Below are 23,259 nucleotides of genomic sequence, written 5' to 3'. Positions count from 1 at the left end.
ATTTTGCTTCTTTAAAACACTTCTCACAAAACCTTCTTTATAATCTGTATACCCTTATTCCCTTACTTTACTTTGAACTTTTCACATAACTAATTGCTTGGCTCCCCATCTGTACCCATGCCTGTTCAAAGTCTTCTCTCGGTACCTTTACATCTAGGCTATCCTCGAGAGGATCTCGAATATATACAAATTCCTTATCATATCCAATAAGTACTACACAATGCTCATTATACGTAATAGAAACATCTCCACTATTTGTCTCCCATGTAGTAAATTCATCCTCATCTAATGGCGCAAATGTTGCATTCGTAATCATGACTACTGGTTGCCCTGATTTTACACTCTTATAAAGCTCTTCTATACTCTTCCCCGTTAAGTCCACAGCTTTATTAGGTAAATATTTTTTCGCTAACTGAAAAAGTGGTCCGTGATATACACCGTATCCAGATTCTGAAAAGGTATAAATATTCCCTACAAATCCTTCATTCGGATTCCCACGTACACCATCGTTCATAAAATCAACTTTCTTTATTTCATTTGCTAATTTCATTTTATCTACTGAAACGCCTGCGTGTTGTAACATCATCGCTAAGCTCGTCACTTCACAACCTCTATCTAGCTCTGGTAATTGCTGAATTAAAGGCACATTTGATAAAATGACTTTTTCATCGTTATTACTAAACTCTGCTCGTTTTTGACTTTGTATACTTGAAAATAGTAACCCCTTTACTTTCTCCACATACTTTGTAATTCCATTTGTATATGCACCCCATATCCCTATACAAAGTACGGCCATACATATATACCACTTCCATTTTCCTATCACCCTCACGCCCTTTTTAATTCGTTAAATACGAATAAAACGCATCAGCATCTGTTTGAACCATAGGAACAAACTTAAGCTCTTTTCCCTTTTCAGGTTGTTCAAGATTTATCTTCTCCGCCAAATCTTGAATATTCAAATTCGCTCTATCCATACCAAGCTCATCCGCCATTTGAATTACTTTTTGTTCATTGATTTCTCTTAATACTTGATATATATCTTTCCCATATAAATCAATATGATATTTTTTTGCTTCTTCTTGTACTTTTTGTTCGTACACTTCTTGTACTAACTCTTCTATTTCTTTCTCTTTATGAGAGATACCTAACTTTTCTGCTTCTTCTCTTACTTTTGTTCCGTAAATTTCTTCCTCAATGTCTTCTATTTCTTTTCCATTTGTCGAAATCCCTAATTTATCTGCTTCTTCATTAATTTTAATCGTATTAATTTGAGTAATTAAATTTACAATCGATGTATTCTCTATAGATATGCCTAATTTTGATGCTTCTTGCTTCACTTTTGTTTCATAGATTTCTTCTGAAAGAGTCCCAACATCTTTTCCTTCAATCGAAATTCCTAACTGTTCTGCTTCTCTTCCTACTTCCGTTTCATGAATTTCTTTTTCTAACGTGATTTGCTCTTTGCCTTCCGTTTCAATACCTAGTTTCTCTGCTTTTTCTTCTGTATGCACTGCATGTATCTTACCATTGTTTAATTGTTCTTTACTGCGCTGCGCGTAATCTGTCTTTCCTTTTTGTGCTTCAGAAGGAGAGGCACCCCCTAATATACTTAAACTCATTACTCCAATAGTGAATACCGTCATCATTTTCTTTTTCATATTTACTTCCTCCCTCTTTCACTGTCTTTTCCATCATTCCCATAATTTTTTTAATACTATACATACATCTCATCGCTGCTTGAGATAACATTATGATTGATAAAATCTACTCAAATACACTTCTATAATCGTTTCTTCCTGTAACGAACTTTCTATATGCAATACATACTATAAACAATTCCTTAACTTTCCCTTAAAAAAAGACGACCTTGTAAAAACAAGGTCGTCTTCTCACTTATATTCTTTGGTTTTTAGGAAAAATCACTTCAAAGCAAGTGCCATCTCCCCATTTGCTCTCTACTGATATTTTTCCGTAATGCTTTTCTACAATCCAATTGGCGATTGAAAGGCCTAATCCGGCACCTTCTGATGCACTTCTCGCTTTATCACCTTGATAAAAACGATTAAATAATTTTGGAATATCCTCTTCTTTCACCCCTATTCCATCATCTTTCACCTGTATACGAATTGAACCGCCCGTTTGCATGCAATTAATTTGAATATGCCCACCTTCATTCGTATACTTCATCGCATTATCTAACAATATGACCATCATTTGATGGATTCTCTCTCTATCACCCATAAACGATATGTCACGTTCTACTGTTAATATCATCTCTTTTTCTTGATAAGAGGCAATTTCTTTATATGGATCTACTATTTCCTCTAACAATTTATCTAGTTCAAATGTTTTCTTATCCATCTCAATTTGATTAGAATCCGAACGCGCTAACAATAATAAATTGCTAACTAGTTTCGATAATCGCCTACATTCCTTTGAAATTGTAGAGATATCCATCGCCTTTTCTTCTATCGTAGCGGATGGTGACTGGAATAACACATCCGTTTTTGATTGAATAACTGCAAGTGGTGTCCTTAATTCATGTGATGCATCAGACACGAACTGTTGCTGCTTTTCCCATGAATTTTGGATGGGTACGAGTGCCCTGCCAGCTAAGAAAAAGCCGATTCCTATTGCACATAGACTTCCTATGCTACAACCAATAACAAGAATTAAAAATAATGTACGCAGTACTTCTGTTTCAGTCGTAGTTTCACGTAATATTTGAAATGTGACATTCTCTCCCGAACGTATAGTTTCTTTGACTGCCACGGTTCTATAACTTTTTCTTTTTATTTCTATATCATAGAAATCTCCAATTTTTTTGGGGGATAGCTTTATTTTGTTTTCTTCCAGAAAACTACGATCTCGAACTCTCGGATCAATCTCTCGCAATTGCTTACTTTCGTCCCATATTAAGTAAAAAGCTTTTGAATCCCCTATACGTAATTCTTTACCCACCTCAAATCGTGGAGGTCCTAGTGGCTTTTCTCTCGTTATCTTTATAATAAAGTCCTTTATCGATTCATCTACTCCCTTATAAATTTTATTGGATGTATATGAATACACTAAACTTCCTAACACTCCAATTAATATAATAAACACTAACGAATTTAATATAGTCAGACGAATGCGTATTTTTTGAAACATACTTCCTTTTTTCATTGTTCTTTTAATATATATCCAATACCTCGAACGGTTTGAATATCTTTCTGATAACCGAATGGTTCTAATTTTTTACGTAAATGATGCACATACACTTCTACAATTGCTACTGTCGTATCTGAATCAAAGCCCCAAACACGATCGAAAATTTGTTCACGCATTAAAATCTTACCGCTATTTTGAATGAGATACTCTAGTAGCTCATATTGTTTCAATGTCAGCTTAATACCTTGTCCATCCGCTTGAACGTCTTTATCTTTTCCGAACAGTTCAATCCCCTTATAGCGAATAGTTTGCTGTGTCGTTAAACTACCACTTCTGCGTAGCAAAGCACGAATTCTCGCTTTTAATTCAGGAGCCTGAAATGGCTTAACAATATAGTCGTCTCCACCAAAATCCAATCCTTTCACCCGGTCTTCCAAAGAATCCCTCGCTGTCAAAAACAGGACTGGCGTTTCAATCTTTTCATCACGTATTTTTTGAATCACTTCAAATCCGTCCATTTCTGGCATCATCACATCAAGTAGGATTGCATCATAAATGTTTTGCAGTGCTAAAAATAATCCATCTTCTCCATTCAACGCTGTATCTACTTCAAACTCATCACGTAAGATTTGGACAATAGACTCTAATAAAGAAGCATTATCTTCTACTACAAGTAAGCGCATATTCTCACCTTCCACAATCTATTTCAACTCTTTTTATTATTACATTTCTTCTCTTCATAACGAAAGAATGTAATCATATTATGTAATTTTATTTTCAACTATTTCCTTCTAAGGTTTTGCTTGATATAGAATTTTGAACCTTTATTATAAAAGCTCTTTCTTAAATTTTGCTTAATAAAAAATTGAAAGAAATAAGATTTCACTTATCGCTTTCAATTTTTTACTACATACATCTTTTTACTCGGCAACTCCAAACAATTTAACTGGCCACCATACACAGCACCGCCATCAATCCCTATAATACGGTTATCCCCAAAATACACATTACAATTATCATTTCCATGGAGCGTCTTTGTTTCCGTATGGCCAAATACAACAACCTTTTCGCCACTATACCCACTATGAAACTCATTACGGATCCACATTAACGTATATGGTTCAGATTCAGAAACTCGTTTCATTGGCTCAACACCAGCATGTACAAAGATATACTCTTCTGTTTCAATGTAATGATCTAATTCTTGAATAAACGTTACATGTTCCTCTAATATATGAGATTGTAAAATCGGTTTTTGGAAGTTTTCCTCATTAACGGCAATGTCTTCTTCTACAAATCCATAGCTATATAACGTTTTATCTCCACCATTCCTTTTTACCCAATGGTTCCATGAACGTTCCTCATCTGTCGTTAACGCCTTAATCATCATATCCTCATGATTTCCCTTTAAAACGAAGGCTCCCTCTTCTTTTAACTCTTTTACCTTTTCAATGACAGCACTTGCATTCGGGCCACGATCTACATAATCCCCCAACAAAATTAGTTGATCCTGTCTTGCATCGTAGTGAGCTTCTTCCAATAATTGTTCGAACTTTTCTATTTCTCCATGAATATCACTAATAACAAGAATTCTTTTCATATTATCCCCTTCTTTCTAAAACATTCTCTTTCTAATTATAATTCAAAAAGACAGAAATTTCCGAATCACATTTATTACAAACTAAAACTATTATCCTTACAACAATGTAAGTCTCTTGTCATCCAATTCGATAGTTGCAGTTACTGCATTTCCTTATACTAAAAGTAAGAAATGAAACAAAAAACAAGGAGAGATGAGATATGAAAAAAGTGATAGAAGTTGTAGTAGCGGTGGCAGAGGTTTTCGTAAATGGGAAACAGGTTGCAATGGAGTTAAACAAATAATGAAAAAGACAAAATTCATTCTAGACCCTTTACTCATATAAAAGAGATAAGACTTCATCATTTCTTTGATCCCTTATCTCCCTATAAAGAAAGCCGCATCCTGAAAAAGGATGCGGCTTTCTCTTATTTTTGACTCGTACGAGCTGAAATACTAATTGCTCTATCTGTTGCTTTTGCAGCTTCATCTAAAGCTTCTTTACTATTCTTTCCGTCATACATTGCTTCTAATGCTTTTACAACTGCATCTCTTGATTCTGGGAATACACTAATTAATGCCCCTTGAGTTGCTGGAGATTGCTTCGTCGCTTGCAATTGTTCTACTGTTACTTTTAGCTGTGGATATTTTTCGTATTGCTCTTTTACTAACGGCTCATTATATGCATCTGGATTAATTGAGAAATACCCTGTTGCTGTATGCCATTTTGCTTGTACATCTGGCTTCGTTAAATATTTCATAAAGTCCCAAGCACCTTGTTGCGTTTCTTCTGAAACCATATTCGTCATCCATAATGATGCACCACCAATAACAACACCATTTCGCTTTGAATCTTCTGGATACGGAATATACGAAACGCCTACATTAAACTTAGATGCATCAATTAAATCACGAACACCAGCTGAAGAATCTAAATACATAGCAACTTGTCCAGACTGGAACGCGGCACGAATATCATCCCAACTTGCTCCATACTTTCCTAGTGCACCAGCTTTATTTAATTCATCTAACATCCCAAATACTTTTTGGCCTTCTTTTCCGTTAAATACCGCTTTCTGTGCAGCATCTTTACGACCATTTTCATTATCTACATATAAAGCACCTTGTGTCGCTAACAACTCTTCAAAAAACCAACCATAGTTCAGCATTGAAAATCCATACTGCTTTACATTTCCGCCTTCTTTAATCGTTAACTTTTTCGCCGCTTCTTTTAACTCAGCATATGTTTGCGGAGCTTTCTCTGGATCTAATCCAGCCTTCGCGAAAGCATCCTTATTATAAATTAATACTGGTGTAGATGAATTAAATGGCATAGAATACATTTTCCCATCAACTGAATAATAATTTGTAATTGCTTTTTCCAACTTTGAAGTATCGTACTTATCTTTTTTTATCCAGCTATCAATTGGTGTGATTTTTTTGCTATCAATCATATATTTCGTTGTAATTTCACTCGATTGAACAAGCGCTGGTGCTTCTTTCGTTGCAGACATCGTTCTAAATTTCGTTAAAGACTCTTCATATGTCCCTTGGAACTCTGCCTTTATCTCGTATTTATTCTGCGACTTATTATAGTCTGCAACAAGCCCATCTAGTACACCTTGTGTTTTTCCACCCATTGCATGCCAGAAACGAATTACAGTTTTATCACCATTCTTTTCAACTGGAGCTACTTTCGCCTGTGCTTCAGGCTTACCCTCTGTTTTACTATTTGAACAAGCTACCCCGGTTAATGCCATTGTGGCTGCCATTAAAAGAGCAGCACTTTTTTTCAATAAACTCATCTCAATTCCACCTTTTCCTATGTACTCTTATTTAATTGCACCTTTTGTTAATCCTTGTTGTAATTGCTTTTGCCCTAAAAATAGTAAAATCAACGTTGGAATGACGATAACCGTAACACCGGCCATTACACTGCCCCAATCAGTTGCAACTTCTTGAGACTGAAGCTGCTTTACACCAATTTGGACTGTTCTTACTTTTTCATCAGTGGTCACTAAGAGTGGCCATAAGTACATATTCCATGTTGTTAAAAAACTATATACTCCAAGCGTAATAAAACTCGTTTTACAATACGGAATTACAACGCTAAATAAAAACCTTACATTTCCAATCCCTTCAATAAAAGCAGCTTCTTTCAATTCATTCGGAAGCGTCATAAAATGTTGACGTAGTAAGAAAATACCGAAAGCTGTTGCAAAAAATGGTACTGTCATCCCAGCAAAGCTATTAATCCACCCGAAGTTTTGAATCGTTAAAAAGTTCGGTACCATCGTTGCTTCCCACGGAATAAGCATCGTTGAAATAAACAAGAAGAAAATTACGTTTCTTCCTTTAAACTGGAGAAAAACAAAAGCATAAGCCGCTAAGCTTGACACAATAAGTTGTCCAATCATAACAACTGTCGATACAATTAAACTGTTATATAAGTATGTAAAAAGCGGTACTTTTTGAAAAATATTAATGAAATTATCAAAAGTAAATTGAGTTGGAAATAATCTTCTCATTTGAATATCATCTGGTGTCATAAAGCTTATTAAAAACGCATACAGGACAGGAAAAAACACCATTACTGCACTAATAATGAGCAGCATGTATAATAGGAAATTTTGTTTCCACTGTTTAACGATCATTTATAATGCACCTTTCTCTCAGCAAACTTGAATTGAAGTAATGTAGCAATGAAAATGAAAACAAATAATACCATCGCTTGTGCACTTGCTGTTCCAAATTGATGATTTACAAATGCTTCTTTATAAATCGAGTACACAATTAAATTCGTTGCATCATTTGGTCCACCGTGCGTTAAAATATCAATTTGTCCAAAGCTTTGGAACGCACTAATTAACGTTACTGTCACGATAAAAAATAAAGTTGGTGATAGCATCGGTAATGTAACGCGGCGAAGCTTATATAAATAGCTAGCACCATCTATAGATGCACTCTCATATAAAGACGTATCAATATTTTGTAAACCGCCTAATATAACTAAAAATGCAAATCCTGTATTCACCCAAACCGTTGTAACCGATACAGAAAACAGTGCCCATTCTGGACTCGTTAACCATGCGATTGCAGGAAGATTCATAGCGGCTAATATATTATTAAATAGCCCTACGCTTGGATGGAATAAAAATAACCAAATCACTGCACTAGCAGCTACCGATATTCCCATAGTTGAAGAAAACAGAACACGGAATAACCCAATACCTCTTACTTTTCCATTTGCAAGTAATGCAAGAAATAAGGCGAATATAATACTAGTAGGCACTGTATATAAAACAAATAATAACGTTGACTTTATACTTTTGTAGAAAGCAGGATCAGAAAATAAATATTGATAATTTTCTAAGCCCACGAAAAGATTAGCTTCTCCATGTATATCTGTTAAATAAAAGCTATAGTAAATCGTCCTAAACAATGGATAGAAAAGAAAAATCGAAAATAGTAAAATAGATGGCGCCAAAAACAATAATCCTATTCTTAAATCTTTCGTTCTGCCCCATAAACTCTTCTTTTTTGACACTGTTGTTTGAACTGGTAACTTACCTACTTCAATCATTATTTCGCCACCACTTTCAACTCTTCTTCAGCCATCACTTTTAATCGTTCATTTGTATTTTGGTGAAAGAAGCATAGTTTATCTTGTGAGAATAATAATTTTACTTTGTCACCCTTGTTCAGAAGTAACTGCCCGATAACTTTCGCACTCCAAGTTACACCATTTACCGCAAAGTTTAATATAGATTCATTTCCTAATACTTCTATAGATTGTAGCGTAACTTCTTGTCCTTCCTCAGACAATGCAATATGCTCAGGACGCATACCCACTCGAATTGTTCCTTTTGGTAATTGCTTTAACTGTCCAATAGATAATGGAATTTGCAATTGCCCTATATGTAATACGCCTTTTTCTTTATCCACTTCTCCATCATTTATATTCATAGAAGGAGAACCTATAAAACTTGCAACAAATTCGTTTGCTGGTTCGTTATATATATCAAGCGGTGTTCCAACTTGCTGTATACTTCCTTTATTTAAGACCATGATACGATCTCCCATAGTCATCGCTTCTATTTGATCGTGAGTAACGTAAATCATCGTAATTCCTAGTCGTTGCTGAATTTCTCTAATTTCAATTCTCATTTGCGCACGTAATTTCGCATCTAAATTTGAAAGTGGTTCATCCATTAAACAAATCGGTGCTTGACTCACGATTGCCCTGGCAAGCGCAACACGCTGTCTTTGTCCGCCTGATAATTGGCCCGGTTTCATTTTCACATACTCTTTCAGTCCTACCATTTTAATAGCTTCCATTAATCGCTTTTGTCGCTCTTCTTTTTGTACTTTCCTTACCTTAAGTCCAAATAAAATATTTTCTTCTACAGTTAGGTGTGGATATAATGCATAATTTTGAAATACCATTGATAGATTACGGTCTTTCGGCTCCAAATCATTTGCAACACGTTCATTAATCATTAAATCTCCCGAAGAAATTTCTTCTAAGCCAGCAATCATTCGTAGTAATGTACTTTTTCCACATCCCGAAGGTCCAACTAAAACAAAAAATTCTCCCTTCTTAATATGAACCGATACGTCTTTAACCGCTGTCTCTTCCGCATTTTTATATACCTTTGAAATATCTTTCAATTCGATCACAAGGTTGCACTCCTTTTTTCTTCTTGTATCCATACTTCATAGTGACTCGTTGAAATCGCACTTGCTCCTGCACGAATGGCAATTTCCGCATCTTCCCGCGTTTGAATCAATCCACCTGCAATAATAGGAAATTCTATTTCCCCTGCTAGCTGTTTAATGATAGAAGGCATAATTCCAGGCATAATCTCTACCGCATTTGGTTTAGTCGTTTTACAATTTTCAATTGATTTTGTAAGAGATAAAGTATCGACAATAAAAATACGTTGAATCGTTTTTAATCCAATTTTATTGGCATTTCGAATTGTCGATCCCTTTGTTGAAATAATACCTTGTGCTCCGATAACATCTTGAATATACAAAAGAGCTTCCTCTGCATTCGTATTTAAACCTTGTATAAAATCACAATGAAGAAATACATCATGTCCATGTTTCTGTAATTCATATACACGCTCTGGTAACTCCAGCATTGAACCCGTCATAAGAAAAACTGTTTTCGGTAATTTTTTGTATGCTTTATACCCTTTCCAATCCTTTATCATCGCAATATAAGGTTCTTTAAACATTCATTCCACCTAGCTTTTCTATTTTTATCCAAACTAAAAACACCTACTTACATAGAACACCTTTCTCCTTATTTGAACTCTAGGGAATAGAGCACACCTAAGAAAGTGGCACGTTATATGTAAGCGGGTGTTCTCAAATGTTCTCTACCCTAGTTATTTTGTTATCTTTACTATATTACGCATTTATTAAGTCAGTTTTGATAAATTGTTAATTAGGTGTTAATCGAACGTAAATATTCACCACATCATCTTTTACATTAATCTATATATATAAATATTTTTTCAACAAAATGCAACGATGTTTAAAATTCAATCCATATGTAAGTTCATGCCATAATTAATGAGTTTTAGTTTTCTTGCCACTGCTTGCGAAGCAAAGTTATCCCAAGAAGTGCTATAAAGCGGAATGCGCTTTTCTTCTTGTATTGATATTGCCCAGGCTGTAACGACATCAACACCATATCCATTCCCTTGAAACTCCGCTAAAGTTTCCACACTTGCCTCAGCAGCTACGGGCGTACTTCTGGCACTGCAACATATAGAAACTACCTTTTTATTTTTTACAATTGCAAAATAAGGTTGCCTCCATTCCATCTGTTCTATTAGATTAGGAAAATTGTCTCGCAAAAGCTCTTTATTCTTCTCTGTTATTTGTATTGTTCTAGTTGGCTTATTTAAATTATTTGGAAACATGTAAGCAGGACCCACCCAAATATTCTCCACCGCTCTCTCTTCATTTAATACTTTAATGATTTTTGCTATCTCTATATGTTTTGAATGTTCTCGAATTAATTTCTCGATCTTACTTACCGTTTCATCATGCAGTTTATAATGATATCTCGTTATATTCCCTTCACGAGTTCTGCTCAGAAAAAAACGTGGTGCTTTCAGATTTCCATTTTCATTTACACACTTTATTCTTCCTACCTGATTATGAACAAATAAAACCTCTGCTTGAATTGCTATTAACTCAAGTTCTGAAAATTTCATTTGTAGCCTCCTCGATATAGCATCCATCCATTTTTTCAAAACAAAAATCCCATTTAAATACACATTACTGAATCCATCATACTAAAATGACTTCTTCATTCTGTCTATCTAAATGGGATTATTTCATACTTGTTATTCCGCCAGTTGTGGTTGCGGCTGTACTACTTCATTCGCCCCAGCTATCCTCAACATATTCGCAATATCTTTAAAACCTCTTTTTTCAGCATATTGCAGCGGCGTAATATTTTCCTTATTGGCCATATTTACATCTGCCCCGTGGTCAATAAGCATTTGAATTACTTTCTTATGACTTTCACTACCATTTCCTAATACAATTGCTTCTAATAAAGCTGTTCCACCACGTTCATTCTTATAATTCACATCAATATCTGTATGCTCTAACAATTCTTTAACAACCTCTACATGGCCACGCTCAGATGCAGAAATAAGTGCTGTTCCACCTGACTTAGTCGTTTCTTTCGTATTAACTCCTGCATTAATTAATACTTTTACAATATCCGTATATCCTTCTCTACTTGCATAAAGAAGTGGATTGCTTTGTTTCTCATCTTTAATTTCAATATTAGCACCTGCACCAATTAATGCTTTAACTGTCTCTACATGATTTTGATACGTCGCTGCAAGGACAGGCGTTTCTCCGTTGTCACCTTCTACATTGATATTCGCTCCATCTTGGATCAGCTTCATAGCTGTTTCTGTGTCTCCAAGCGTCGCAGAAAGTAGCAACTGTTTGTCCATTAAATTTATACTTTTTTCTTCTTTAAATTCTTCCTGTTCCTTATGCTTTTCTTTTTTCTTTTCGTTTTTCACATGAACCGGTTTTGATTCTGGCTCTTCTTGCTTATCGCAAGCCACTACCGTCATTAAAAGTCCTAATAACATACATAATAAAATTTTTTGTTTTCTCACAACTACAGCTCCTATGAAAGATAATGTTTTCTTAACCATTCCTCCATCACATACAATAATTCTTCTTGAGTACATTTATCCATAAGCCCTTTAGATTCCTTCTTTAATCGGATTATCCTAAACTTATATCGATGTTTCTCAACCTATATTAGCGAAGCAATTAGTTTAGCACGTTTTTACCGCATTTGTATACATTTCTAAAAAGTACATAAATGATTGCTTTAGGTTACTATATTCCATTGTAACCGTTCTTTTAAATATTTTACACCTTTTATCCTCTTATTAATGATGCCCACCGTGATTCCCTGTTTTCGGTTTCCCCATCATCTCTTTATTCATTTCCCATTTATGCTCTGTTAGCTCTTTATACGAAAGAACTTTCCCCTTATAGTTAGATACAAAACTCTCTGCATCTTTTTTATTTTTAAAAGAAATTACATTATAAGCCATTGGTGTCGTTATTGTTTTATCATATACGTAAGTGGCATCTTCTAACGAAATCCAATCTTTCGAATCATAATCTCGAACAAATTTTTCTTTCGTCTTTTCACCTGAATTAATCTCCATCCATTTATACATACAACCAATATCATCAAACTTTAAAGCTTTTCCATTTTCTAAAATGATTTCTGTTGCAAATTGATTATCCGTTACCCCAATTTGGCAAATATCACACTTATCATGTTTCTCATCAATTGCCACAGCTGTTGTTTCCTTTTTCCCACATCCCACTATCGTAAATAAGAAACATAAACATATAGCAAGCACAACATACTTTATTCTCATCACTATTCCTCCCTAAAAACCGTATACTCCACAAGGAGAATATCAAAAACTTGTGTGGGATTTGTGAAAAAACAATGTGCTTTTTGTAATATAGGAAACAAAAAAGATGTGTAGCTATTTCTACACATCTCTCATCATTCACAGCCTGTAATTGATAAATCATCTTCTAACTTAACTAATAATGTATCTGTATTAATTTTCTGCCCAACTTCTACATTTACTAATCTTATATTTCCACTGATACCGACCGCGACTTTTTCAAGCTCACCGTTATTTTTTCGAATCATCATTAATTTTTCCCACTCATATACGTAAGAAGATTCATTAACAAAAATCTCTTCTATTTTCCCCTCATAAGAACTATAAACTTCTTCTATTCTCGTTTCCATTCAAAATCTACTCCCTACTTCGCACTTCACTATTTTCACCTTATTCTATCATTCTTGTTAGAAGTAAATCATATTTTTAAAAATTCAAAATTACCTTCGTGAACAATATGACCAAAATAAAAATTATGCTTCTAATGGTGTTATTTTTCAAATTATTTACCATTTGAATAGATGCTTTTATGATAAACAAAAAACCTTATTCTGAATTTTTGATTTATTTTGAAAGCGTAATCATTTTTTTGAGGGGGAGATCAAATGTTAGCTCTACTTGGATTTGCAATGGTATTTGTCTTTATGTTTTTAATTATGACGAAACGTATGTCAGCATTAGTAGCATTAATATTAATTCCAATTACTTTCGCATTAATTGGCGGCTTTTATGCAGACATGGGTCCTATGATGTTAGAGGGTATTCAAAAATTAGCACCTACCGGTATTATGCTTATGTTTGCCATTTTATATTTTGGAATTATGATTGATAGCGGTTTATTCGATCCTGTCATTAGTAAAATATTAAAATTTGTAAAAGGGGATCCTTTAAAAATTGTTGTTGGTACAGCTATTCTTACTATTATCGTTTCATTAGATGGGGACGGAACAACAACGTATATGATTACTGTTTCCGCAATGTACCCATTATATAAACGTCTCGGAATGAATCCACTTATATTAGCTGGGGTTGTTATGTTAGGGGCAGGTGTGACAAATCTTACACCTTGGGGTGGACCAACTGCTCGAGTTATGAGTGCACTTGGACTAGATGCATCAGAGCTCTTTACACCACTTATACCAGGAATGATTGCTGGTGCAATTTGGGTAGTTTTCGTTGCCTACTATCTTGGAAAAAAAGAAAGAAAACGTTTAGGCATTATGGATGTACAATATTTAAAACAAATGCAAACAATGGATGAGCAAGCTGCCACAGTAGAAGCTGCCGTGCATAAACGCCCTAAACTGCTATGGATTAACTTTTTATTAACCGTCGCTCTTCTCGTCTGTCTCATACTAGAAGTTATGCCGTTACCTGTTTTATTTACAGTCGCTTTTGCTATTGCTGTTATGATTAACTATCCGAACTTAGAACAACAGAAAGAACGTATTGCTTCTCATGCTGGAAACGTCTTAGCGGTTGTTTCTCTCGTATTTGCTGCTGGAATCTTCACAGGTATTCTATCTGGAACAAAAATGGTAGATGCGATGGCTCAAAGTGTAGTAACTCTTATACCAGATGCTCTTGGACCACAGTTGCCAATTATTACAGCTCTTCTTAGTATGCCGTTCACATTTTTCATGTCAAATGATGCATTTTACTTCGGGGTATTACCTATTTTAACGAAAGCTGCTGCCACTTACGGAATTAGTGCAGCTGAAATGGGACGTGCTTCCCTGCTCGGTCAACCCGTTCACTTATTAAGTCCACTCGTTGCTTCCACTTATTTATTAGTCGGAATGGCAAAAGTTGATTTTGGTGAACACCAACGTTTTACGTTACTTTGGGCTGTTGGAACTACAATGGTTATGTTGATTACCGGAATTGTAATTGGGATTATTCCAATATAAGACGTGAAAAACAGTAGAGAAGATGTAATCCTCTACTGTTTTTGTTATGAAGAAGCGAGAAAATACCTTCTCTCCGGTCTCCCTACACTTCCATATATAAGCTCTGCATGTACTTTCTTTCCAGATATTAAATACTCTAAATAGCGCCTCGCTGTTGATCGACTTACCCCGACCATTGCGCTTAACACTTCTGCGGTAATTCCTTCTTCATTAACTGTTAACATATGCTTTTTTATTTTCGCTAAAGTTAAAGGATCTATTCCTTTTGGAGCGTATTCGATTGGATTTCCCTTCACGCCCCTTTGAGACCATAAATGTTCAATTTGTTCTGTAGATAATTGATTATTTTTCTTTAACTGCACAATCTTTTTTTTGTAACTTTCCAAACTTGCTTTAAATCGGTCAAACATAAGTGGCTTTACGATATAATCTGTTACTCCGCCTCGTAAAGCATGTCGTACTACATCTGTTTCCGACGCAGCTGTAATCATAATAATGTCTGTATCATGTAAATAATGCCTAATATATGTGACAAGTTCCGTTCCTTGCATATCAGGTAAGTACACATCTAATAAAACAAGCTGTGGCTTCACAAGTTCTAGCCATTCTTTCGCTTGTTCTCCGGTCGTTGCTGTTCCAATCACTTTAAACCCTTCAATTTTTTCAGTAAAACGACGATGAATGTCCGCAATCCGAATATCATCTTCTACAATCAATACTTCAATCTCCTCACCCATTACAACTCGCCTCTCTCTTTCGGTAATGCAATAATAAATAATGCACCACCTAAATCCCCTTTTTCGATTGCAATACTTCCATTTAAATCTTCTACTAACTCTTTTACCTTTGCTAATCCATATCCTCGCTTTTCTCCTTCTTTCGTTGAAAAACCTTTATAGAATATGCTAGTAATTATTTCATCATGAACCCCTTGCCCTGAATCTTCTACTTCAATTAATATTTCTTCGCCGATATCTGTTACAAACATTCTAACTTTCTTATCATACTCTTGACTTATTTCAATTGCTTCAAATGCATTCGTAATTAAATTTCCTAAAATCGAAACGACATAATTGCTCTCAATATGTGGACTTAACTTTTCTAAACTACTTTCTCGATCTAGTACAAAATCAATCTTCAACTCTCGTGCTCTATTATAGAATCCAATTAAAATTCCACCTAGCCATGGATTTTGAATTCGCTTCATAATAAATTGAACAAAATCTTGGTATACCGCCGTTTCCTTATGAATAAGTTCTAAGGCATCTTCATATGACTCTAATTGAATAAGACCTGAAAGCGTATACAATAAATTGTTGTATTCATGTGTTTGTGCCCGTAAAGCCTCTGTATATTGCTTCGTCTGAGATAATTCTGCTGTTAACTGATCCATTTCAGATTTCAAACGTAAGCTCGATACGACGCCAGTTACTTTATTATTTACTTTAATAGGTAGACGGTTAGCAATAACAGCCTGCCCTTTTATATTTAATTGACGATCAAACTGTTCTTCACCAGTTTGAAGTACATCCAGTATGGATGAGTTAGGAATTATATTTAAAATAAATGATCCAATGATATTTTTTTGTTTGTCTAGCGAAAGAATATCGTAGGCTGCTTGATTGACTAAACTAATCATGCCCTTTTTATCAATTACGATAATCCCTTCTCGTACAGATTGAATCACTGTACTATGCTCTTCATACAAAGATGAAATTTCTTCTGGTTCCATCCCAAACATCATTCTTTTTATGCTTCCAGCTAAATATATAGAACCAACTATCCCCATTAACAAACCGATTATTGTAATCCAAAATACACGCTTCCCATATACTTCTATCGCTCCATGAATATCATCCATTGAAAACCCAACAGATACTACGCCTATAATTTTATTATCCTGATTACGGATTGGAACTTTTCCGCGTAACGAAGGTCCTAATGATCCCGTTGCTTTCGAAACGTAAGATTTCCCTTCTAATAGCACTCCTTTGTTATCTCCACCAACCATTGCTTCGCCTATTTTATCTTTCTTAGGATGTGCATAACGAATCCCTTCTTTATTTCCAACCACAATAAAATCAGCATCTGTATCAATTCGAATTTTTTCTACAATCGGCTGAATAATAGAAGATGGATTTTCTTTTTGGAAAGCTTCCCCGATTTCTGGTATGGCTGCAACTGTTTTCGCAACATGCAAAGCCCTTTTGCCAATTTGCTCTTCTACTGTTTCAGATAATATGTAATAAAATAAATAACTCGTTAACAGAAGTACAACAAGAATAAGTGTACTAATAGTTAATGTAATTCTCGGTTGTAGTTTTAATTTTTTAAATTTCAAAACCATTCCCCTAACATGACTAAAGATAGAATTTAAAGAAAATACAGTTTTTTATTATCACGTTTAATCATAACACGGTTACTATATATTTCTTTATCTTTATCTACATAAAAAAAGAAACGAAGTAAAATTACTACCTCGTTTCTTAATAATTGTTATTACACTTTAAATTTATCAATCATTTCTTGTAATTCTACTGCCATTTACTAGAGGTTCTTTCCGTCTTACTATTCTTTATCTTTTTTCACTTCTTTTTTCTCACCTTCTACTACTGATACTACAGGTTTATCATTTGATAGTTGTTGCACGGCACCTTTTCCAGCGAATCCTTCTAGTAATTCTTTTAAATCAATGCCAGAAGAAGCTTTTAACGTTTCTTGCATTGTTGCCATTAAATCAGTCGCATAGCCTGCAACCTTTCCGGCACCGCTATTCTTACCACCGCCGCCTGTATCAACAACTGTAATTTTATCAATATTGCTAAGTGGGCTTGCAATTTCTTTCGCGTAACTTGGAAGCATTTTAAGAACCATATCCATAATTGCCGCTTGACCATATAATTCAAACGCCTCTGCAATTTTTTGTTTCGCTTCTGCTTCTGCTAAACCTTTTAACCTAATAACATCTGCTTCCGCTGTACCTTGCGCTTTTTGTACTTCCGCTTTCGCTTGACCTTGCGCTTTTTCAATTTCTGCTTTTGCTAAACCTTCTACACGTACTTCTTCTGCACGTGCTCTTGCTTCAGCTTCAATCTTATATTGATCCGCATCTGCCTTTTTAATTTGTTTTACTTTTTCAGCTTCAGCTGATTGCTCAACAGCATAGCGATCTGCATCTGCTTTTTTCTTTACTTCTGCGTCATACTGCTTTTCACGACGCGCAATCTCTTTTTCTTCTAACTCAATTTGCTTTTCACGCTCAATGATTTTAACGCGCATTTGCTCTTCTGTAACACCTTGTTGCGCTTTCGCTTGTTGTAATTCGTAAGAAAGATCCGCATCTGCGCGAGCTTGTTCTTGCTCTCGCTTATAAGATTGTACTTTTAATTCTTTATGTTTTTCAGCTTCAGCGATTTGTGCATCACGCTGGTACTCTGCTTCTTTCGCTTCTTTCTCTGCACGAGCTTTTTCAATACGTGCTTCTTTTTCACGCTCTGCATTCGCAACTGTTGCATCACGTTTAACCATCGCAATTTGTGGCTGACCAAGTGCATCTAAGTAACCGTTCTTATCCATTATTTCCTTAATTGTAAAGGAAACGATGCGAAGCCCCATCTTTTTCAAATCAGTTGAAGCTACTTCATGTACCTTTTGAGCAAATTGCTCTCTATTACTATAAGCATCTTCTACTGTCATAGAAGATAAAATAGCACGGAGATGCCCTTCTAAAACTTCTTTCGCTTCTATTTTCAATTCTTCTGTTTCTTTTCCTAAATATTGTTCAGCTGCTGTAGATACTTCTTCAATTGTCGATCCTACTTTAATAATAGAAACACCATTTACTGTAATCGGTACACCTTGCTTCGTATACGTATCACGTGTACCAACTTCTAATTTGTAGTTTAATAGGCTTAAAGGCTCTGCTCTTTGCATAATTGGAACTACGAATGTACCGCCCCCGCGGATAATCTTAATCTTCTTTCCATCATCAGTGGTAACGACATTCTTTCCACCGCCAAGCCAGTTCCCTGTTACAATTAACGCTTCATCTGGACCAACTGTACGATACTTCGTAATGAATACTAAAATGAGTAGAAGTAAAATTGCGAGTAAAACTCCACCGATAATTAATGGAATCGTCATGTAAATTCCCCCTTATAATTTTGGTTTCTTTAAAGAATAAGCGATGTTTTGTACAAGTAAAACACCATCTTGAACTCCCTCGATAATGACCTCAGTTCCTTGTGAAATATCTTTTTTTCCAATTGTTCTAGCTGGTATTGCATTACTTCCAAATTGGGAGGAGATTAATACTTCACCAAACCCTTCCCTAGGGATTGTAGTAATGACTTCTCCCTTGCATCCGATAAATTCATCCATACGCTGTACGGTATTTTGTTCTGCTTCTGCAATTGGTTTTAAAATTAGTATTTTCATTATGAAAACACCGATAAAAGATATAGCAAATGAGGCCCCGAAAATAACGAGACTGTTATAGGAGTATAAATATTCTCCTATATAACTAAGTCCACATAACATGGCGAAAAAACTAAGTAGCAACGTTACAACGGATACAGACCCGCCTCCAAAACTAAATATTGATTCAAATATATCTCCAAAGAAAATATAAATAACAGTAAGTATAGTTGCAATTATAAATCCATATAAATAAATTGTTTCAAGTGGATAACCGAACAAAATCATTTTTATCCCCCTTTCTTAAACAATCCCTTTTTTGTTATGTGTATGCCCCACCTCTTTCAAAGATTATTAATCTTAATTTTCAGTTATTTACCCTTTAAAGAAAAACCTGTAAGACAGGTCTCTAAAAAAGAACAGGAGAAACCTATTGTGACAGGCTCCTCCTAGTAAATAACCGATATATTGTATATCTATATAATATACTATTTTCCACAAAAAGTAAAGTTAAACATACATTGGAAGAGTATTTATTTTACTGATAATATGTATGTTCCATCACCATTATCATATTTATATACATACAAGTAATACTTACCTGATCTTGCATTAAATTTTGCTTCTATATGATTTCCATTAGCTTGACCGTAAGCTGCGTAATTTTGCATATCTGATTCATGGTGAAGTACCCATGTCATCCCGATTCCATACTCATTTAAAACAGAAATATCGATATCTTTCGCTGATGCGACATTAAATGTATAAACATCGGTATGATCCCCACCGATAAGGCTACCTTTTATAGTAGTGTTTAGCCCAATACGATTTGCTTCTTCTGGACGATTATTTGGTTCTGATTCTGTTACACTTCCATCTTTAATTGTAACAGTTGTTTCGCTTCTACTCTCTTTTCCTTTATCATCTTTTACTCTTAACGCTACTTTATAAGTTCCTTCTCTTTCATATGCATGTACTGGATTAACTTCTTTACTTGTTCTGCCGTCTCCAAAATCCCATAAATAAGAAATGATTTTTCCATCTTCGTCGTTTGATCCATCACTTTTGAATTGAATTACTTCTTTTACAACCCCATTATAAGGCCCGTTTACATTAACCGTCGGAGCTTTATTTTCTCCTTCATCTTTTGCGATACCATGGAAGACTACATCATATTCAAATTCATTTGAACTATTCACACGATAATTAACGAAGTATGCTGTAACCGTTTTGTAGCCACTCCATTCTTTTTGCGTCAATTGTTCTAAGGCCTCATTTACTCTTTTACTCATTGCTTTCCAGTCTTCTGACTCACCTTTTGTTACACTACCTGTAAACGTGCCTTCTAATGTAAATGTATTAAAGAATTGAGATGTATGCTTTGTCATTTTTGTATCTTTCATAGACAACGTTTCACTAATTTCTTTCTTCACTTCTGTTAATGCTTTTGGTGCATGTTCAGCTAAATAATCATCTGCTACTTCCGGCACATTGTACTTATCTTGATTATCAATTAACTGCTGCATATACTCTTGATACTCTTTATTTAACTTAGAATCTTTACTTAAGGTCTCACGATACGTATCATAATTTCCCACATCATTCGCACGAATTAAATCTTGAATTTTATCAAACGTTTCAAATTGATGAGTATATAAGTAAGACTGCAATGCGAACGAGTAGTTATAGAAATCCCAAGAACCATATTTAGCAAATAGTGTACGCTCTGCTGTATAACGGCTTGCAGGATCAGATGATAATCCGCTAATTATACTCTTTCTTGGTACAACGTTATTCGTACGAGTAGATCCTGCGAAAAACTCTGCATTTCCTTCTTGGAACCAAGTTAGCCTTTCATTTTGATACATATCTCCTCTTCCAAATAAACCAGGAACTTCATATCTCCCTTGCAGATAATGAGTAAATTCATGACGGAATAACTCTTCTAAACTATAAATACTTTGCTCTGGTGTACGCTCATATGTAAAGAATGTACCTGTCTCTTCAATATAAATTCCACCGTTGTTTGTTTCATATCCATACAATTGTCTATTTAACTGATATTCATCTGGACTATTATAAATTACGATCGTTAATACATCATCCGCATTTCCTGGCTCTAACGCTTTGTCATTTCCAATTACACGGTGATACTGTGCCTTTACTTCCTTCGCAGCCCAATATAGTCTCTTAATTTTTTCTTCTGATACTTTATCTCCTGTTTTGAACACAATTGAGCCATTGTCGAATGTATACGTTTTTGGTAAGTATTGCTCTTTTCCTTCTTTACGTATTTTCTCTAAATCTACTGTATTCCCGCTATAATCTTTACCATTATAATTTGTTGTAATTTGTTCTACCGCAACAAAATATGGCTCACTTAAACGCGGGTACATATGCATTGCTTGTGTAACAACCTCTAATCCTTTATTTGGATTGCTATGAAACTTCCCTAAACGGCTAGCAAAATAAATGCCATTATTAACGAGCCATTTATTTTCTGGCGTTACTTCATTTAGAAGAGCAATACGATTTATTTCATTAATAAACCCATCTACTTTTCCATACCACATCGTTTCATTCGCTTCTTTACGAGCCTCAGTTAAGTACGACTGTATATCATAGTCAATACCTTGCATCATATCGTATATTGCTTGTCCCTTCATTCGATCATTTACATAAGTAGTATAATTATCATTGTATTGCTTTAAAATATTCGATGCGTATTGAACCGTTTCAACATCGCTTGAAGAATTACTAATTAATTTACCGTATGCAGATACGACTGTATCTTGTTCAACTGTACCAAGCTTAAAGTTTGGATTTTTTGCGATTGCTTTTAAAGCAGGTAAACATTTATCCTGGAAGTTTCTTTCATTTAAGTCGCTTAATTCACTATTATAAAATGCAAGATAAAAAGCGGAACGCAACACTTCAGTAAACGTTTGAATTCCTTTTGAATCATCTTTCGTAAATGTACTACCTCTATGAGCTAATTCATCTATAATGACTTGCATTTTTCTTTTATCTTTATAAAAAGCCTTTGCATCTTCATTAAACTGGAATAGGTCTGTAATTTGGTGCCACTTAATACTACCTACTGTTTCAACTAATTCTTGATCATTCATTTTGTTTAAATCAGCCATTGAATAGCTTTCTTTAAGTTGCTTTACTGCAGTTTCCATCGTAATAGATGCTGGTCGCTGTGAAAAATCTCCTACTTTTAAACGTTCTTGAAATGATAAAGTTTCATCAACTTTTGAAATATGTCCAACTTCATCTACCGGTTTTTCAATTCCAACCGGTTTCGTTTTCAACACGTTATACGGTATTTTTTCTTCCGCTGCTGCATGAGTTTGAAGTGCCCCTAACGATAAAGCCATTGTACTAATGCTAAGCATCACTTTATTGATCTTTGATTTCTTGTTCATATCCTTGCCCCCTATTTTAATATTCCATCCAAGAATTTAACATAAAATCTAGATACAACAATATAAAATGCAATATTTCATATTATTTCTTCCTATAATTTGTACATATCGTCAACAAATCAACCTTTATCTCCCGACAATAATCTGCTTTCTTCCATTTCTAATACACTTAGAAATCCCCAGTAATACCCTTCTCTCGTAAAAAAAGACACCATCATATGCATGTTTCTAATGAAACTGCCATGATAATGTCTTCTCAAAAAAGTAAAAATTAATTATATATAATAATAAGATTAAACGTTATTTACTTCTTAAATAATCTCTTTCTAAATACGAACATACTTAGTGCGGAAAGAACAAGTGTTATTCCAGAAAGTAAAGTCGATGTGCTAGCCTCACCGCCTGTTGATGGTAAAGATTTCTTGCCTTCCTCTGGCTTATTAGTATGTTGTTTATTTAAAGTGTCTGCTTTTCTTCCCTCGTTTGCAACAACTTGATTATTCCCTTTTGGCTCTTGATCCAATCCTGTTGCTGATTTTTTTACGCCTTCAACTTCTTTTACCGGTTCTTTCACTTCTTCTTTTGTTTCTTCAACTTCTTTTACCGGTTCTTTTACTTCTTCTTTTGTTTCTTCAACTTCTTTTACTAGTTCTTTCACTTCTTCTTTTGCTTCTTCAACTTCTTTTACCGGTTCTTTCACTTCTTCTTTTGCTTCTTCAACTTCTTTTATCGGTTCTTTCACTTCTTCCTGTCTCTTATACACATCTCCGAGCCCACGAGAC

21 protein-coding genes are annotated in these 23,259 nt (G+C 34.8%); 1 reads left to right on the top strand and 20 read right to left on the bottom strand.

Annotated elements, in window-relative coordinates; all coding sequences use genetic code 11:
• Positions 1-67 precede the first annotated feature (67 nt).
• The 14 genes from JDS80_RS15115 to JDS80_RS15050 form a co-directional block, all read right to left on the bottom strand.
• Positions 68-796, bottom strand: coding sequence for a C39 family peptidase (locus JDS80_RS15115; RefSeq protein WP_199639053.1), 729 nt, complete (start codon positions 794-796; stop codon positions 68-70).
• A gap of 43 nt (positions 797-839) precedes the next feature.
• Entirely contained in the window at positions 840-1,661 is an 822-nt protein-coding gene (locus JDS80_RS15110; RefSeq protein ID WP_199639051.1) for a transporter, read from the bottom strand.
• A 235-nt stretch (positions 1,662-1,896) separates the two neighbouring features.
• Positions 1,897-3,168 (bottom strand): sensor histidine kinase, encoded by a 1,272-nt coding sequence (locus JDS80_RS15105; protein ID WP_199639049.1) that lies wholly within the window; start codon positions 3,166-3,168, stop codon positions 1,897-1,899.
• Complete coding sequence (locus JDS80_RS15100) at positions 3,165-3,836, bottom strand: response regulator transcription factor (RefSeq protein ID WP_199639047.1); 672 nt, start codon at positions 3,834-3,836, stop codon at positions 3,165-3,167. Before JDS80_RS15100 ends, JDS80_RS15105 begins: the two co-directional genes overlap by 4 nt.
• A 212-nt stretch (positions 3,837-4,048) precedes the next feature.
• Positions 4,049-4,753 (bottom strand): metallophosphoesterase family protein, encoded by a 705-nt coding sequence (locus tag JDS80_RS15095; RefSeq protein WP_199639045.1) that lies wholly within the window; start codon positions 4,751-4,753, stop codon positions 4,049-4,051.
• A gap of 407 nt (positions 4,754-5,160) precedes the next feature.
• Positions 5,161-6,537: an ABC transporter substrate-binding protein gene (locus tag JDS80_RS15090; protein WP_199639043.1), complete on the bottom strand. Its 1,377-nt coding sequence runs from the start codon at positions 6,535-6,537 to the stop codon at positions 5,161-5,163.
• Positions 6,538-6,564: 27 nt separating this feature from the next.
• Positions 6,565-7,386, bottom strand: coding sequence for a carbohydrate ABC transporter permease (locus tag JDS80_RS15085; protein ID WP_199639041.1), 822 nt, complete (start codon positions 7,384-7,386; stop codon positions 6,565-6,567).
• Positions 7,383-8,315: a carbohydrate ABC transporter permease gene (locus JDS80_RS15080; protein WP_199639039.1), complete on the bottom strand. Its 933-nt coding sequence runs from the start codon at positions 8,313-8,315 to the stop codon at positions 7,383-7,385. Before JDS80_RS15080 ends, JDS80_RS15085 begins: the two co-directional genes overlap by 4 nt.
• Positions 8,315-9,412: a sn-glycerol-3-phosphate ABC transporter ATP-binding protein UgpC gene (locus JDS80_RS15075; RefSeq protein WP_199639037.1), complete on the bottom strand. Its 1,098-nt coding sequence runs from the start codon at positions 9,410-9,412 to the stop codon at positions 8,315-8,317. The genes JDS80_RS15080 and JDS80_RS15075 overlap by 1 nt, the downstream gene beginning before the upstream one ends.
• Positions 9,409-9,975, bottom strand: coding sequence for a glycerol-3-phosphate responsive antiterminator (locus JDS80_RS15070; RefSeq protein WP_199639035.1), 567 nt, complete (start codon positions 9,973-9,975; stop codon positions 9,409-9,411). Before JDS80_RS15070 ends, JDS80_RS15075 begins: the two co-directional genes overlap by 4 nt.
• A gap of 309 nt (positions 9,976-10,284) precedes the next feature.
• Positions 10,285-10,965, bottom strand: coding sequence for a GNAT family N-acetyltransferase (locus JDS80_RS15065; RefSeq protein ID WP_199639033.1), 681 nt, complete (start codon positions 10,963-10,965; stop codon positions 10,285-10,287).
• A 132-nt stretch (positions 10,966-11,097) separates the two neighbouring features.
• The gene (locus JDS80_RS15060; protein ID WP_199639031.1) at positions 11,098-11,970 is read right to left on the bottom strand and encodes an ankyrin repeat domain-containing protein; all 873 of its coding nucleotides are present in this window, start codon (positions 11,968-11,970) and stop codon (positions 11,098-11,100) included.
• A gap of 207 nt (positions 11,971-12,177) precedes the next feature.
• Positions 12,178-12,681 carry a nitrous oxide reductase accessory protein NosL gene (locus tag JDS80_RS15055; protein WP_071772139.1) on the bottom strand — a complete coding sequence of 168 codons (504 nt, stop codon included), beginning with the start codon at positions 12,679-12,681 and terminating at the stop codon, positions 12,178-12,180.
• Between the two features lie 134 nt (positions 12,682-12,815).
• Positions 12,816-13,070 carry a hypothetical protein gene (locus JDS80_RS15050; protein ID WP_199639029.1) on the bottom strand — a complete coding sequence of 85 codons (255 nt, stop codon included), beginning with the start codon at positions 13,068-13,070 and terminating at the stop codon, positions 12,816-12,818.
• Positions 13,071-13,325: 255 nt separating this feature from the next.
• Between JDS80_RS15050 and JDS80_RS15045 the strand changes: the two genes are divergently transcribed.
• Positions 13,326-14,630 carry a CitMHS family transporter gene (locus tag JDS80_RS15045; protein ID WP_199639028.1) on the top strand — a complete coding sequence of 435 codons (1,305 nt, stop codon included), beginning with the start codon at positions 13,326-13,328 and terminating at the stop codon, positions 14,628-14,630.
• A 44-nt stretch (positions 14,631-14,674) separates the two neighbouring features.
• On the opposite strand, the gene JDS80_RS15040 is transcribed toward JDS80_RS15045, so the two are convergent.
• The 6 genes from JDS80_RS15040 to JDS80_RS15015 all read right to left on the bottom strand — a co-directional run.
• The gene (locus JDS80_RS15040) at positions 14,675-15,367 is read right to left on the bottom strand and encodes a response regulator (protein WP_199639026.1); all 693 of its coding nucleotides are present in this window, start codon (positions 15,365-15,367) and stop codon (positions 14,675-14,677) included.
• A complete protein-coding gene (locus JDS80_RS15035) occupies positions 15,367-16,971 on the bottom strand; it encodes an ATP-binding protein (protein ID WP_199639024.1) in 1,605 nt (534 codons plus the stop codon). Before JDS80_RS15035 ends, JDS80_RS15040 begins: the two co-directional genes overlap by 1 nt.
• Before the next feature lie 227 nt (positions 16,972-17,198).
• A complete protein-coding gene (locus tag JDS80_RS15030) occupies positions 17,199-18,773 on the bottom strand; it encodes a flotillin family protein (protein WP_071743846.1) in 1,575 nt (524 codons plus the stop codon).
• A gap of 12 nt (positions 18,774-18,785) precedes the next feature.
• Positions 18,786-19,334 carry an NfeD family protein gene (locus tag JDS80_RS15025; RefSeq protein ID WP_199639022.1) on the bottom strand — a complete coding sequence of 183 codons (549 nt, stop codon included), beginning with the start codon at positions 19,332-19,334 and terminating at the stop codon, positions 18,786-18,788.
• Between the two features lie 245 nt (positions 19,335-19,579).
• Complete coding sequence (colA, locus tag JDS80_RS15020) at positions 19,580-22,477, bottom strand: collagenase ColA (protein ID WP_199639020.1); 2,898 nt, start codon at positions 22,475-22,477, stop codon at positions 19,580-19,582.
• Positions 22,478-22,781: 304 nt separating this feature from the next.
• Positions 22,782-23,259: LPXTG cell wall anchor domain-containing protein (locus tag JDS80_RS15015; protein ID WP_199639018.1), on the bottom strand; the 478-nt coding region annotated here is incomplete at its 5' end.

It is taken from the genome of Bacillus cereus group sp. N8, from assembly GCF_016483685.1.
Lineage (GTDB): Bacteria > Bacillota > Bacilli > Bacillales > Bacillaceae_G > Bacillus_A > Bacillus_A proteolyticus.
Note: the sequence above shows the minus strand (reverse complement) of the source record. Positions and strands in the feature narration are given on the sequence as shown.

Excerpts from the sequence above, each read along its gene's own strand:
- JDS80_RS15085 (WP_199639041.1), bottom strand. The coding sequence starts at position 7,386 with ATGATCGTTAAACAGTGGAAACAAAATTTCCTATTATACATGCTGCTC.
- JDS80_RS15065 (WP_199639033.1), bottom strand. The coding sequence starts at position 10,965 with ATGAAATTTTCAGAACTTGAGTTAATAGCAATTCAAGCAGAGGTTTTA.
- JDS80_RS15110 (WP_199639051.1), bottom strand. The coding sequence starts at position 1,661 with ATGAAAAAGAAAATGATGACGGTATTCACTATTGGAGTAATGAGTTTA.
- JDS80_RS15090 (WP_199639043.1), bottom strand. The coding sequence starts at position 6,537 with ATGAGTTTATTGAAAAAAAGTGCTGCTCTTTTAATGGCAGCCACAATG.
- colA (WP_199639020.1), bottom strand. The coding sequence starts at position 22,477 with ATGAACAAGAAATCAAAGATCAATAAAGTGATGCTTAGCATTAGTACA.
- JDS80_RS15100 (WP_199639047.1), bottom strand. The coding sequence starts at position 3,836 with ATGCGCTTACTTGTAGTAGAAGATAATGCTTCTTTATTAGAGTCTATT.
- JDS80_RS15115 (WP_199639053.1), bottom strand. The coding sequence starts at position 796 with ATGGCCGTACTTTGTATAGGGATATGGGGTGCATATACAAATGGAATT.
- JDS80_RS15030 (WP_071743846.1), bottom strand. The coding sequence starts at position 18,773 with ATGACGATTCCATTAATTATCGGTGGAGTTTTACTCGCAATTTTACTT.
- JDS80_RS15040 (WP_199639026.1), bottom strand. The coding sequence starts at position 15,367 with ATGGGTGAGGAGATTGAAGTATTGATTGTAGAAGATGATATTCGGATT.
- JDS80_RS15050 (WP_199639029.1), bottom strand. The coding sequence starts at position 13,070 with ATGGAAACGAGAATAGAAGAAGTTTATAGTTCTTATGAGGGGAAAATA.
- JDS80_RS15095 (WP_199639045.1), bottom strand. The coding sequence starts at position 4,753 with ATGAAAAGAATTCTTGTTATTAGTGATATTCATGGAGAAATAGAAAAG.
- JDS80_RS15060 (WP_199639031.1), bottom strand. The coding sequence starts at position 11,970 with ATGTACTCAAGAAGAATTATTGTATGTGATGGAGGAATGGTTAAGAAA.
- JDS80_RS15080 (WP_199639039.1), bottom strand. The coding sequence starts at position 8,315 with ATGATTGAAGTAGGTAAGTTACCAGTTCAAACAACAGTGTCAAAAAAG.
- JDS80_RS15045 (WP_199639028.1), top strand. The coding sequence starts at position 13,326 with ATGTTAGCTCTACTTGGATTTGCAATGGTATTTGTCTTTATGTTTTTA.
- JDS80_RS15025 (WP_199639022.1), bottom strand. The coding sequence starts at position 19,334 with ATGATTTTGTTCGGTTATCCACTTGAAACAATTTATTTATATGGATTT.
- JDS80_RS15055 (WP_071772139.1), bottom strand. The coding sequence starts at position 12,681 with ATGAGAATAAAGTATGTTGTGCTTGCTATATGTTTATGTTTCTTATTT.
- JDS80_RS15105 (WP_199639049.1), bottom strand. The coding sequence starts at position 3,168 with ATGAAAAAAGGAAGTATGTTTCAAAAAATACGCATTCGTCTGACTATA.
- JDS80_RS15070 (WP_199639035.1), bottom strand. The coding sequence starts at position 9,975 with ATGTTTAAAGAACCTTATATTGCGATGATAAAGGATTGGAAAGGGTAT.